The organism is Nostoc sp. UCD121, from assembly GCF_014222285.1.
Taxonomy (GTDB): Bacteria; Cyanobacteriota; Cyanobacteriia; order Cyanobacteriales; family Nostocaceae; genus Nostoc.
In genome coordinates this window covers 1-11,747 of sequence record NZ_JACKZS010000225.1, presented here as the reverse complement: position 1 = coordinate 11,747, position 11,747 = coordinate 1, and the positions used below count along the sequence as shown (strand labels likewise).

General features: G+C 42.0%; 13 protein-coding genes. 9 read left to right on the top strand and 4 right to left on the bottom strand.

The window, feature by feature from the left end:
* The first annotated feature begins 474 nt into the window (after window positions 1-474).
* The 5 genes from GNF10_RS30645 (at window position 475) to GNF10_RS30625 (ending at window position 5,665) form a co-directional block, all read left to right on the top strand.
* Window positions 475-1,500 carry a site-specific integrase gene (locus tag GNF10_RS30645; RefSeq protein WP_185607331.1) on the top strand — a complete coding sequence of 342 codons (1,026 nt, stop codon included), beginning with the start codon at window positions 475-477 and terminating at the stop codon, window positions 1,498-1,500.
* Between the two features lie 3 nt (window positions 1,501-1,503).
* Window positions 1,504-1,971 (top strand): hypothetical protein, encoded by a 468-nt coding sequence (locus GNF10_RS30640; protein WP_185582164.1) that lies wholly within the window; start codon window positions 1,504-1,506, stop codon window positions 1,969-1,971.
* A 2-nt stretch (window positions 1,972-1,973) separates the two neighbouring features.
* Window positions 1,974-2,645, top strand: coding sequence for a hypothetical protein (locus tag GNF10_RS30635; RefSeq protein WP_185607330.1), 672 nt, complete (start codon window positions 1,974-1,976; stop codon window positions 2,643-2,645).
* A 741-nt stretch (window positions 2,646-3,386) separates the two neighbouring features.
* Window positions 3,387-5,063, top strand: a complete 1,677-nt coding sequence (locus GNF10_RS30630; protein ID WP_185587364.1) for a choice-of-anchor I family protein — start codon at window positions 3,387-3,389, stop codon at window positions 5,061-5,063.
* A 386-nt stretch (window positions 5,064-5,449) separates the two neighbouring features.
* Window positions 5,450-5,665 carry a hypothetical protein gene (locus tag GNF10_RS30625; protein ID WP_221643520.1) on the top strand — a complete coding sequence of 72 codons (216 nt, stop codon included), beginning with the start codon at window positions 5,450-5,452 and terminating at the stop codon, window positions 5,663-5,665.
* A gap of 10 nt (window positions 5,666-5,675) precedes the next feature.
* On the opposite strand, the gene GNF10_RS30620 is transcribed toward GNF10_RS30625, so the two are convergent.
* The gene (locus GNF10_RS30620) at window positions 5,676-6,374 is read right to left on the bottom strand and encodes a TetR/AcrR family transcriptional regulator (protein WP_185587362.1); all 699 of its coding nucleotides are present in this window, start codon (window positions 6,372-6,374) and stop codon (window positions 5,676-5,678) included.
* 90 nt (window positions 6,375-6,464) lie between these two features.
* Here GNF10_RS30620 and GNF10_RS30615 point away from each other — a divergent pair, with 90 nt between their 5' ends.
* Complete coding sequence (locus GNF10_RS30615) at window positions 6,465-7,475, top strand: SDR family oxidoreductase (protein WP_185587360.1); 1,011 nt, start codon at window positions 6,465-6,467, stop codon at window positions 7,473-7,475.
* 105 nt (window positions 7,476-7,580) lie between these two features.
* On the opposite strand, the gene GNF10_RS30610 is transcribed toward GNF10_RS30615, so the two are convergent.
* The 3 genes from GNF10_RS30610 to GNF10_RS30600 all read right to left on the bottom strand — a co-directional run bounded on the left by GNF10_RS30610 (window position 7,581) and on the right by GNF10_RS30600 (window position 9,229).
* On the bottom strand, window positions 7,581-7,721 hold the full coding sequence (locus tag GNF10_RS30610; protein WP_185587359.1) for a hypothetical protein: 141 nt from the start codon (window positions 7,719-7,721) through the stop codon (window positions 7,581-7,583).
* Between the two features lie 18 nt (window positions 7,722-7,739).
* Entirely contained in the window at window positions 7,740-7,928 is a 189-nt protein-coding gene (locus GNF10_RS30605; protein ID WP_185587357.1) for a hypothetical protein, read from the bottom strand.
* Between the two features lie 359 nt (window positions 7,929-8,287).
* Window positions 8,288-9,229 carry a hypothetical protein gene (locus GNF10_RS30600; RefSeq protein WP_185587355.1) on the bottom strand — a complete coding sequence of 314 codons (942 nt, stop codon included), beginning with the start codon at window positions 9,227-9,229 and terminating at the stop codon, window positions 8,288-8,290.
* A 279-nt stretch (window positions 9,230-9,508) separates the two neighbouring features.
* Between GNF10_RS30600 and GNF10_RS30595 the strand changes: the two genes are divergently transcribed.
* The 3 genes from GNF10_RS30595 (at window position 9,509) to GNF10_RS30590 (ending at window position 11,566) form a co-directional block, all read left to right on the top strand.
* Window positions 9,509-10,234, top strand: coding sequence for a hypothetical protein (locus tag GNF10_RS30595; protein WP_185587354.1), 726 nt, complete (start codon window positions 9,509-9,511; stop codon window positions 10,232-10,234).
* Window positions 10,235-10,740: 506 nt separating this feature from the next.
* The gene (locus tag GNF10_RS39015; RefSeq protein WP_260446022.1) at window positions 10,741-10,872 is read left to right on the top strand and encodes a hypothetical protein; all 132 of its coding nucleotides are present in this window, start codon (window positions 10,741-10,743) and stop codon (window positions 10,870-10,872) included.
* 226 nt (window positions 10,873-11,098) lie between these two features.
* The gene (locus GNF10_RS30590; protein ID WP_185587352.1) at window positions 11,099-11,566 is read left to right on the top strand and encodes a GNAT family N-acetyltransferase; all 468 of its coding nucleotides are present in this window, start codon (window positions 11,099-11,101) and stop codon (window positions 11,564-11,566) included.
* Window positions 11,567-11,747: the final 181 nt, after the last annotated feature.

The following is an 11,747-nucleotide window of genomic DNA, read 5'->3' as shown; positions in this document are numbered from 1 at the left end:
ACTTAGCTGTCTGGAGAAAAGGTATTAATCGTATTTTATATCGGATAAAAGATAAGAGTACCTTATTTTGTCTTCCACCCCGATCGTGTATACTGTCACTGAAAGCATAAGATGAGCAAGTTGCTCGCTTTATGGTTTCAAAGCAGGTTGCTCAATTTATTCTTACAAAAGTAGAAGTAGTGAACTCAAACAGAAAGTAGCTCTGTTGCTCGATTTCAGTTTTCATAGCAGCTATACCTAACCAAAGTTTTAATGCTGGGCATGAATATATTTGCTCACGTTAGGGTTACAAAACAAAACCTTTGCTCATATTATGGTTTCAAAACCTGTTTTCGATAAATAATTTCCGACGTAGTATAAAGGCTTTGGGCTACGTAATTGCTCAACTTATGCTTTCAAAGTTGCTCATCTTATCCTTACAGTGACATATACTGAATTTTTAAATTCAGAGCCACCCAGTGCGATCGCATAATTATTGTGAATAACCCTGAACTAAATAATTTACCTCCGATTAAACTCATTCCCCTAAACGCTGAAACTGCATCGCTCCTTGGGCGCACCACTAGTACAAGTAGTACAAGACCACCCACTGATATCCGGTGGGTAAAAGTTCTGGAATTTTTACGCAGCAACAATCTCGCACCCAACAGCCGCAAACTCTACGAACGTGAACTGAAGCGGTTTTTGGCGTGGAGTGAGATGCACTATCATGAACTGCGTCCACGTCATCTTGCGCTATATAAAGAATATCTCCGTGATGAACTGCGGACTGACGCAGGTAATCCCCTTTCAAAAAGCAGCATCAATGCCTCAATTGCGGCACTCAAAAGCTTTTTCAAATGGATGTCTTACACGTATCCTGAAATTATTGCTACTAATCCTACACTGGGGATAAAACTAGAAAAAGTGCCACTGCCACCAGCCCAGAGTTTAACCCCAGAAGAAATGGAACAGGTTTGGTCAGCGTTGGAGTTATTGGGAGAAACAAAGCAACGCGATACAGCACTCCTTCACATTCTCAGTCATGGACTCCGGGCAGGGGAAGTTGTACAGCTAAATGTTGGCTCATTTGATGGCAAGCTGCTATTTTTACCAGACACCAAAACCAATGAACCACGCTTAGTTCCACTGCGAAAAGAAAGCCGAGAAGTCGTGGCAGATTATTTACAATTACGCTCACAGCAAGGAGAGGTGTTGTCCAGCCTTAGTCCACTGATGATTTCACACCATGCTTCGTACAAAGGTGAACGCTTAAGTTATCACGGCATTTACTTTGCTGTAGAAAAAATTGGTGAAATAGCTCACATTGAGGATTTGCACCCTCACTCCTTTCGTCACACCTACGCTACTGACTTATTGCTATTGGGAGTTGACCCCAGCCATGCACGAAAGTTAACAGGGCATCAAAGCGAGAAAGCGTTTCGGCGCTATACCCTTCGCAGCGAACAAGAAGCCGCGATCGCTGCTTACTATCGTGCAATCGGTGAAGAAGCGGAGTAAGGTATGCCCAAACCGTTAGACCCCAAGTGTCAGCTATGCGCCAAATTACCAACAACTCAAGCAAAACTACTGCATGGGCCACAAGGGGACGGGTGTTGGAATCCAAAAGTCTGCCACAATCGCCGTTCGTTTTACCGCCACCGCGACAAGAATAATTCAGCAGAAATTGATGCAATCGCAGTCGAACCACCAGCAACATATTTTGCAGTGCTGTACTTGTATAAAGAATCAGGGGATAAGCCATTGCACGCCTTGGGCGCAGAACTCTGGCTGGGGCAAAAACCTGTTTGCCGCTTAGAACCAATTCACTGCTTTGGGTTAACGGCTGGCAAGATCCGCGCCTATACAGATCAGGTGTTGCAGGCTTTTGCAAAACAATACAGTGTTTCACTATATCAATATAAGGATCTGTTCGAGATTACCTCAAGCTACTGCCCAGTGCGACCCTGCCCGTTAAATCCTGAATTGTAGCAATGACCACATACCACCAATTAACAATCTGGGATCTGCTGGATGAGTTGTCCGAATCTCCACCAACTTCTTCTCTTGATGCTATGTGGGATTGTTTGGATGCCGAGCTAGAAAGTTTACCCTTGGAGGCACAGTTATCAACCGCAGCGCTTGCCTTCAGTCAAATTGCGGATATTCTCAAGTCTCGTGCCGAAGTGCTGTTGCAAGATACCCGCGATCGCAATAGTCTTTTAGGGCCTGTTGTTAGCACCGATCTCTTTGCTGGTCTGGTGCGGACAACAATGCACCTAGATTTAGATGATTTGATTGAACCGCAAATACCACAAACCTTTAAACCACACGGGCCACACCAATTTTCATCTCCTACTGAGTTGGGCGATTCTGTAGCAGCACCTGTTGAGAAAGCGAATGTTTTGGCAATGCTTGATGAGGTGACAACTTTAGAAGATGTCCGCAATTTGGCATCAGATGAGGATGTGGAAAAATGGCAAAGTGCAATCGCTAACCATCTGATAAATGTCAAAGATGAGATTTCTTTAGTTAAACTGCAATGTGTGTTGGAAATGCCGATGGTGGAGGTGTGGTTGGGGTTATTGCTGGGTGGGTTTACATTAGAACAGCGTGGTGATTTTTATCACAACCATAATGTCTGGGTGAAAAGCTCTCCTTTCTAGGGAAAAGCGATTGCCCCAATAAAAAATCCGGCGTTATGGAGATAAGTGAAAACAGTGATCGCTGTCTTCACTTCTCCTTGCTGTTTTATCTATTGGATTTTTAATCGCTATTTACAAGCGAACGCGAGTAGCGTCTCGTAGAGAGGAAACTTGAGCTTTAGGGGGGAGCGATCGCAGTCCGGCGTTAACGGAGCTTATCGTAAATATCGCCTGTTGCATTGCAAATGACTTATAGCTGCACCAAAGACAGGATGATGCCAACTAGCGAACCTAAAAGTAGCACCATACTGCTGATAGAACTAATGATGCTAAATTACAAATATGTATATAAATCAATTCTATTTTATGAGTAATGAAATTACTGAAAAGCTCAAGCAAGCCTCTGATAGTTTGCTAATGATGAGTGATGTTCGACTGCTCATTTCACCCCGTCAGTGGTGGCTTTAGTTTTATAAAGTTTCCGTAAAAATACTTGTCTTAATCTTTAGTTAACCTTTAATTAGTAATTAATTAACTTAAAACTCATAATTTTGCAGATGTACCTATGATTGATGGTTCATCTAACTCAGCGTGACTACTTCCGGCTAGGCTAATTTAGTCTACCCGACGCACAGATAAGACAAATCCACACAGCTAGTAACTAGCTGTGTAGAGATATTTTCGTGCGATCGATTAGCAGTAAGGAGTGTCTGCTTGTCTGACTGACATCAAAAAAGTTAAACATTTAACATTCCTCAAATTATGACTATCAAAAAGCTTGTCGGACTACTAGTTCCATCTACCATTTTGTTGGGAGCAATGACAACGCCAGTAGCAGCGTTGTCGCTCAAAACTATTGGTACTTACAGTACAGGTATCTTTAATGAAGGGGGGGCAGAAATCCCCACTTATGACCCTGTAACGCAACGGCTATTTGTGGTCAATGGAGGTACTAAGAGTATTGACATCATCAATATTAGTGACCCAACTCAGCCTTCACTATTTAAAAGTATCGATATAACTGCCTATGGTGGCGGGGCTAATAGCGTTACTTTCAAAAATGGCTTACTGGCTGCGGCAGTGCAAGGATCTGTGACCCAAGATCCAGGTAAAGCAGTGTTTTTTAACGCCAACGGTGATTTCTTAAATTCTGTTACTGTGGGAGCGTTGCCTGATATGCTCACCTTTACACCCGATGGAACTCGTATATTAGTAGCTAACGAGGGTGAACCAAATAGTTACAATCAGCCCAATAGCGTTGACCCTGAAGGCTCAGTGAGCATTATAAATCTTGCTAATTTTAGTGTAATTAACGCTGGCTTTACGCAATTTAACAGCCAGATTGATCGGATGCGAACTGCGGGAGTTAGAATTTTTGGCCCTAATGCTACCGTTGCTCAGGATTTAGAGCCAGAATATATAACTGTTTCAGAAGATTCTACAAAGGCTTGGGTGTCGTTGCAAGAAAATAATGCGATGGCACTCCTCGACCTTATCAACAATCAAATTACCGATATTCTACCTTTAGGCTTCAAAGATTATAGCCTACCAGAAAACGGCATTGATGCTAGCGATCGCGATAATGCTATCAACATTGCTAACTGGCCTGTCTTGGGGATGTACCAACCTGATGGTATAGCTTCCTACAAAGTCAATGGCAAAACCTATATTGTCACAGCTAACGAAGGTGATGCTCGTGCTTACGATGGTTTTTCAGAAGAAGTAAGGGTGGGTAATAATGCTTATCAACTCAACCCTACAGCTTTCCCTAATGCTAGTGCTTTAAAACAAAATAGCAACCTGGGTCGTTTAACAGTCACCAACACTCTTGGTGATGAAGATGGCGATGGTTTGTTTGAAAAAATTTACGCTTTTGGTGGTCGTTCTTTCTCAATTTGGGAGTGGGATGAAGCAACAAAAAAACTCAAGCAAGCTTACGACAGTAGCGATGATTTTGAGCAAATTACTGCCCAACTGTTACCGAACTTCTTTAACTCTAATAATGAAGAGAACAACTTTGATGATCGTAGCGACAACAAAGGCCCAGAACCAGAAGATGTCAAAATTGCCGAAATTAATGGTCGCTTTTACGCTTTTGTTGGGTTAGAGCGTATTAGTGGTGTGATGGTTTATGATATTACCGATCCACTCAATCCTACTTTCGTTAACTACGCTAACAATCGTGATTTCACAGTTAGTCCAACCATAAACGATAAAACTAATCCAGAGGTAGGGGACTTAGGGCCAGAAGGTCTATTATTTATCTCAGCCGTTAATAGTCCCAATGGTAAACCTTTGTTGGTGACAGCTAATGAAGTCAGTGGAAGTACAACAATTTTCTCAATTGATGATGTAAAATCTGTACCTGAGCCTGGAACTATCTTTGGATTTTTGGCAACTGCTATAATGGGCATTCTGAAATTTAAGCACAAGAATTAGAACTCTCAACAATAACTATAGAGAGTTGAAATGGAAAATAATTTATTTTTCCCTTTTGTCAAATTCGGCATCACCGTGCCAATCCGGGAAAATAGTACGAATCGAAAATTTCTTGTGCCTGAAACGACGATTTTTCGTTCAAACTAGATCAAAACTAGCAGCATAACCATAGTTATTTAACAAATTTGATGGTAGACAGCATTTCTTGTAAAGCTTGTCCAATCTTGGTTTTAGCCAAAGCGTACAAATTATCTCTTTCGGCACGGTGATGCCTTGTTTATCGCCAGTATCTCCAGGGGTGCAACAGTACCAAAAAACAGCTTCTTCAAGCCGAAGCTAATGCTAAAAGTAAGAAGCTAGAATTTTGGAATCAATCTCAGCCTGTGATGCCTTGGGATTTCCGGCGACGTAAGAAAACAACTCAAGCAACAAATACGCGATCGCAAACACAACAGTGCGATCCATCGTACCCAGATATTTGCGTTCCACCAAATTCGGCTGATTTGAATTGTCCTGATATTCCTTATCGCAGATTTAAAGTGGTTCCACCAGACCCACACGAGTTTGATAGAGATGGGGATGGCGTGGGTTGCGAACGGTGATGAAAAGCCATCAACCTAAATTTTTTTCTAAATATTCTGTCATCATCCGTTTGAGATCAGCAATTAGACTATTAACATCGCCACCTTGAATGTGAATCTCTTGTTCCTGTCCAATGAGATAACTCATACCTTTATAAAGGGCTTTCATTACCCTTGCAATCTGTAATCCCTGGATAGGACTGAGATGAGGTCTAACCCGTAGAAGTAAATTATATATATTGGTTAATATTTCTTGCTCAACTCTTTGAGCCGCTTGGGCCAGCGTGATTTGCCCTTCTTGCCCAGCATTAAGATGTCTAAAGGCCGGATATTGACGTTCAAAAGCAACCATCGGGTCAATCACCCGCGAAACGATAGTAGCAAAATCTAAACCGGAAACATCCTGCTGTAAAGCAGTTATTATATTGTTACTTAATTGTTGTATATATCGCTCTCCCAAAGCAGTTAAGATTGCTTCCTTATTTGAGAAATACTGATACACCGAGCCAACAGAAATACCAGCACGCTCGGCTAAGACATTAGTGTTGATAGCTTCTACTCCTGCTTCGACCAGCAAATCGGCGGCGGTATCTAGAATTAAATCACGTCGTTGCTGACCACGCTTGCCGGAAGGATGGCGACGAGTTTTTTGAGATATTGAATCGTCACATGAAACTGGTGAGTTGGGTGCTTTATTGCTTGGAGATTGACTATGTGAGCTTTTGCTCATATACTGCCTAATATGAATACGAGTAATAGCTCACATTAACAAAGTTAGGACAAAATCTACAAGCAATACAATCACTAGGAGATAAAGAGCATGAATGGTAAAACAGCATTTGTGACGGGAGCAACAGGTTTGCTGGGTAGTAATCTTTGCCAATTGCTAGTTTCACAAGGATGGCAAGTCAAAGGGCTGGTGAGATTTATTGATAAGGCTAAACGTTTTCAGCCAAATAGCCGGGTTGAATTTATTCAGGGTGATATTGAGAATGTGCCTGCCTTTGCTCCAGCATTAAAGGGAGTAGATGTCGTATTTCACACCGCAGCCTTTTTCCGGGAGTATTATCAGCCGGGTGGTCACTGGGAGAAGATGAAACACATCAATGTGGATGCCACAATTGAACTTTTGCAAGCGGCAGAGGCACAAGGCGTAGCAAGAACAGTTTTCACCTCATCCAGTGGCGTTATCCAAACCTATCCCCATCAAGCGGCAACTGAAACCGCCCCTTACAGCAAATTCGCTCAAAAAAACCTCTACTTCAAAACTAAAGTTCTGGCAGAAAAAGAAATTTATCAGTTTCTAGAAACTAGTCGAATGGATGTAGTCATGATTCTGCCTGGCTGGATGATGGGGCCTTACGATGCTGCACCGACTTCTGCGGGGCAGTTGGTGTTAAATCTATTGGCCAGTAAACTGCCGGGAATAGTTAATGGTGGTGCTTGTTTGACTGATGTTCGGGATGTAGCGGCAGCGATGATTAGTGCTTCCCAACGAGGAAAACGGGGTGAGCGTTACATCGTAGCAGGTTCCTTAAAAACTATGAAAGATATTGCTTTAGAATTAGAAGCGATTTCCGGGGTGAAGGCTCCGAAGATGGTAATTCCTGATGGGATTGCACTCTCAATTGCATGGTTGTTAGAAATCTGGGCAGGTTTAACAGGTAGTGTCAACCCTATGCCATTTGTTGGTGTCCAAACCTTATTAGAAACAGCGAACTTAAGTTCAGCTAAAGCTATGCAAGAATTGGGAGTCAGTTTTCGACCTTTGACAGCTACATTGAAAGATACAGTTATGTGGTATCAGTCTCAAGGTTATTTACAGAAATGATTGTTTGAACGCAGATTTTATTTGTTTAAACTCCACACTCTCACTTTAGACACGTAGCGGCTTGTCCTTGGACATCGCCAACCTTTGAGCATTCTCAAAAGCTATCTAATTCGGGCATTCCACCCCAGACTGACGCGTATTAACCAAGCCGCTCTTAAGCAGTTCTTCCCTAAAGCTAACCTCAACCCCACCTTTGCCATAAGCCATCACCTCTGCAACAGTTCGCCCTTGCTCATCTTTCGCCACCGGAATGACGATTAACAGTTAGCTCTTTATTATCCAACCGTATTCATAGGGGGCTTCGCCTTTAGGACTTTTAAATATCCGCAGGTCGGGTCCTCCTTGTTTGTCATGGGAACCGGAGGTGAAGGAAATAGTTGGCACTTTCCCGCCAGCAAGTTCTACTGCTCTTAGCCACACTTCTTGCTGTTTCTGAGGTTCAAGCTTTGTCATGGGTCGAACTTGCCCTGGCTTAGAATTGAAACCAGAAAAGACCCGAATAGCACATACACTATATCCAAACTTAAGTGAAGATGGTCAACCAGGATTTGATTTTCTGGGGCATCATATTCAGCAAATAAAAGTGGGGAAATACCGAGACAATAAAAATAGTCAAGGTACTCGTCTTGGTTGTAATGTTCCCCCTCGACCTTCTCAAACCTGCAAGGTGGTCTGGAAACTATTGCTATATAAGGGTTTCAGTAATTTTTACGTAAAATTGATAGGGAAGCGCAAATCTTGGGTATCCCCCGTGAGTAGCAATCGCACCTCACTTGGTGTAAAATATTCTCTCTTGTTTACTAGCTGTACCGTCACTTCTGCTGCTTCCAAACAAGGTTGTACTCCCTTTCAACAGCTGCCAGCAGCTTTGCCTGCAAGGATGATAAATAAGGTTTGGCTTGCTTCCCCAACCCCTCCAACAGCCAATCTACAGAAGAGTCACGGCTGGCCAGTTGATGCAACTGCCGTAATCTCACACATAACTGCTGCATGAATTGGCAATCTTCATCAAGCAATTCCAGTAACTTCAGGTGTTCGATTTTTACGGTGTAGTCGCCGTCCCATGTCTGGACTGTACAGCTATAGTCTCCAACATGAGTTACCACACCCCAATAACCCGCTTTCCCTCTCAAGTCTGAATTATCTTTGGGCAGAAGAACGCATATCTCCCCAACGTGGTAAGGATTGGGTACTTTCGTCCTTTCGCGTATCCTATCCACTACGTCTTTCACTATGCGACTGGATGGAATCTTATTGCCAGCTTGCTCCACTGCCTGCTGCCATACATCCGCTTGCACAGCCGGTTCCAACTCGGCTTTCGCCAAAAACCGCAATTGTCGTTCGTTGGTCGGCATTGGAATTTGCCGACCAATGGTCGGCAAAAACTTTTGAAGATTCTCATAAACCACAGTAGCCGAAATCTTTAAGTAGGCGGCATCACGACTATAATTGAAGCGTTCGCGGCAGTATTCTTCAAAAGTACGGTGCGTGGAACGGTACAGCCGTCTGTCCCTCAACTCCATCAGCGCCTGGCCTGCTGACAAAAATGCCCTTTCTACCTGACGTTCAAATTGCAAGCGTAAGCTTTGTTCTTCTTCGGTCAACTCTCTTATTTCAACAGCAGTCACCGTAATCGTTGCTGAGGCTGGGTTATCTTGCTCAAAAGTATTTTCCTTTACAGAGTCGGTGGTTGGCTTTGGTTCGCCAGATACCGGATGAGCAACTTTCTTGCGTCTGGATGGTGGTTTGTTCATTGCCCCACCTCCAGGCTGACAGCAGTTGAACAAATATTGAATTGTGTCATCATGGGATATATGTTTTTTATCTATGCCCCCAACAATACGAAGGATGGGGTTTTTCGTTGCTTTTTATATTTTGCAGCTTTAAAGCACTACCAAATATAAAACTCATTAACAAATCTCATAGACCAAGTATAAAAAAAAACACTACGCCAGAGGTATTACAACAACAAAATACTGTTTGGGCGTATTCTAGAAAATACCCTCTTCAAGACATGGGTAAAACAACGGCTAATGCTTGATTATTTGACGGCGGGTATTGCATTTTGGATGACTTTGTTTGGAGTACAGGAGTCGTTGTTAGAATTTCGCCTGGGTTATCTCGGTCGTTACTGGTTTCTTGCGATTAGTGCTAGCCTACTCCTGAGCTTTTTGCTCTCTGCCCCAATTATTATCACGCTAATCATTAAATTTGCAGTAGATCCATTCACTTTCCCAGGCAATATTATTCTTTGTGCGATCGCTGCCGTCATCTTTGGTGTGATTCTCACCTTGGCGCAATGGCTGATACTCCGTCAATCCGAGATGACACCAAGAGTCTTTGCTCTGATCAATACAGTTATTGGAATTCTCATCTACTTCCTACTGGTGTGGCTCAATGAAGGTACTCTGGAGTGGAGCGGTAATCTCTTTGGGGGCTGGAAAACTGTCCTCGTCTTTTTAGCTGGTGGTGCGATTACCGGAGCAGCCACTGGTATTGCTTTGGATTTTTACTGTGAGCGAGTAGAACAGCGATTAATTCAGCTTGAGAGAGACAGAGTAGCAAGAGAAACCAGAGAGAGAGAACGGATAAAAAACGAAATATTTGAAAGAAAAAAGCTTGAGGCAGAAAAGCTCGAAAGAGAAGCCCTAGAAAGAAAAATCATTGAGAGAGAAATGGCCTTAGCTGAAGAGAAAAAGTGGTACGAAGAACATGGTGATGATGATTTCGATTATGAGGATGAAGATGATGAAGAATAATATTTGAGTATCAATTTACACGCTAAACTGTCAGGCTAAAATGAGTCCAAAGCGCAAAATTACCCTGGCTTTTATCCTTCTTTAGTAGTAAAGGAAAATTTTTGTGTAGCCAAGGGACTTATAGTAGCCAAAATTTTATTGAGACAAAGAGGCAGCGCAGTCTTCTGCCTTAGTGCTAGTTCCTCCCTTTAGGAGCTATATCTGCATGGTATTTATTGAACTCTTGAAACGCGATCACAATCTCAAAGTTTTCTTGGCTTTTAACCATTTAATATCAAGCAGATAAATGTGATTCGCTTAAATTCAAGATTAAAATCATGATCTTAACTTGCTAAGGTAGTCCGAAATTAGCAATTCTGACAAAAGAAGGTTTTGTCGCAACAAACTACTTTTGTCAGTAGTTAGCAACGCTGTCAAGAATAGTACAAGCAACTGCTTTCAATGAAGAACAATTGTCTGTTGTGTTTCCTGTGTGTTCCTGATTTAGCTGAATTTCCCTAATTTCTATGAGTTACAAAAAATACATTGCTGGCATTCCAAACATTGCCAAACTAAAGCTTACAAGCAAAGGCAGTATCCGCGATCGCAACCTACAGATACCGGATACTGCTAACTTAAACACCTATACTAAGGCTTGAATACTTAACAAGTGCCATGCAGACTTAGTTGGTAAGCTGGTTGTGGTTAAAAAATATCAAAGTAATTTAGTAATGAAATATTGGTGCGCTCAAGGATCAAACAAAAGTAGCTCTTTTGCAGTGTCGGCGCATTTAAAGCACTCACAAAAAGTTGACAAAACCCATAATTTTGGTAAAAAATCAACCATTCAAGGTACATTGCGATTGTCCAATTATGGTTTGATAAATGATACAGTGTAATTTTTCGTTGCCACCTGAGTATGTTCTTCGTAAGGCCAAGCCTTTTGATATGTGGTTAATAGTATTTTTTGTGTTTAGAGCAAGGCTAGACCCCAGTCAATTAAGATGGCAGCAATTTTGGGTCATTGAATGTGATGGACATTTAGTAGCCTTCGGGCAGATCCGAAACTTTCACTTAGCACAAGAGATAGGCAGTTTATTTGTTGCACCGACTTGGCGAAACCGTGGTTTAGGGACTGTTTTGATACAGCATTTAATTACTCAAGCTAGTCAACCGCTTTATTTAAAATGCTTAAAACATCAATTGGTGAATTTTTACATTAAAAGAGGCTTTGTATCCGTTAATTTTAAAGATTTACCACCATCCCTCAAGCCAAAGTTTGGACTATCCCAATTACGAAAGAGGTTAACGAAAGCTTTTGTGCTATTTATGAAGTATGAATCTCCCAACTGAGCGCTTATTAACATTAACCTTTATCGCTGTATTGTACTCTTTCAATTACGAATATTTAAGTTGCACAATACTGCTATACTCTTGTGCGCCATTTAGATGACCTGGCTGAGTTTACAAGTTTTAACCTACAAGTATCCCAACCTTATTTTAAATATAAAAGAGGTCTTTTGAAACTATATAC

Bases quoted from the DNA above. Each gene is read 5' to 3' on its own strand.
- GNF10_RS30640 (WP_185582164.1), top strand. From the start codon at position 1,504: ATGCCCAAACCGTTAGACCCCAAGTGTCAGCTATGCGCCAAATTACCA.
- GNF10_RS30635 (WP_185607330.1), top strand. From the start codon at position 1,974: ATGACCACATACCACCAATTAACAATCTGGGATCTGCTGGATGAGTTG.
- GNF10_RS30630 (WP_185587364.1), top strand. From the start codon at position 3,387: ATGACTATCAAAAAGCTTGTCGGACTACTAGTTCCATCTACCATTTTG.
- GNF10_RS30625 (WP_221643520.1), top strand. From the start codon at position 5,450: ATGCCTTGGGATTTCCGGCGACGTAAGAAAACAACTCAAGCAACAAAT.
- GNF10_RS30620 (WP_185587362.1), bottom strand. From the start codon at position 6,374: ATGAGCAAAAGCTCACATAGTCAATCTCCAAGCAATAAAGCACCCAAC.
- GNF10_RS30615 (WP_185587360.1), top strand. From the start codon at position 6,465: ATGAATGGTAAAACAGCATTTGTGACGGGAGCAACAGGTTTGCTGGGT.
- GNF10_RS30605 (WP_185587357.1), bottom strand. From the start codon at position 7,928: ATGACAAAGCTTGAACCTCAGAAACAGCAAGAAGTGTGGCTAAGAGCA.
- GNF10_RS30600 (WP_185587355.1), bottom strand. From the start codon at position 9,229: ATGAACAAACCACCATCCAGACGCAAGAAAGTTGCTCATCCGGTATCT.
- GNF10_RS30595 (WP_185587354.1), top strand. From the start codon at position 9,509: ATGCTTGATTATTTGACGGCGGGTATTGCATTTTGGATGACTTTGTTT.
- GNF10_RS39015 (WP_260446022.1), top strand. From the start codon at position 10,741: ATGAGTTACAAAAAATACATTGCTGGCATTCCAAACATTGCCAAACTA.
- GNF10_RS30590 (WP_185587352.1), top strand. From the start codon at position 11,099: ATGATACAGTGTAATTTTTCGTTGCCACCTGAGTATGTTCTTCGTAAG.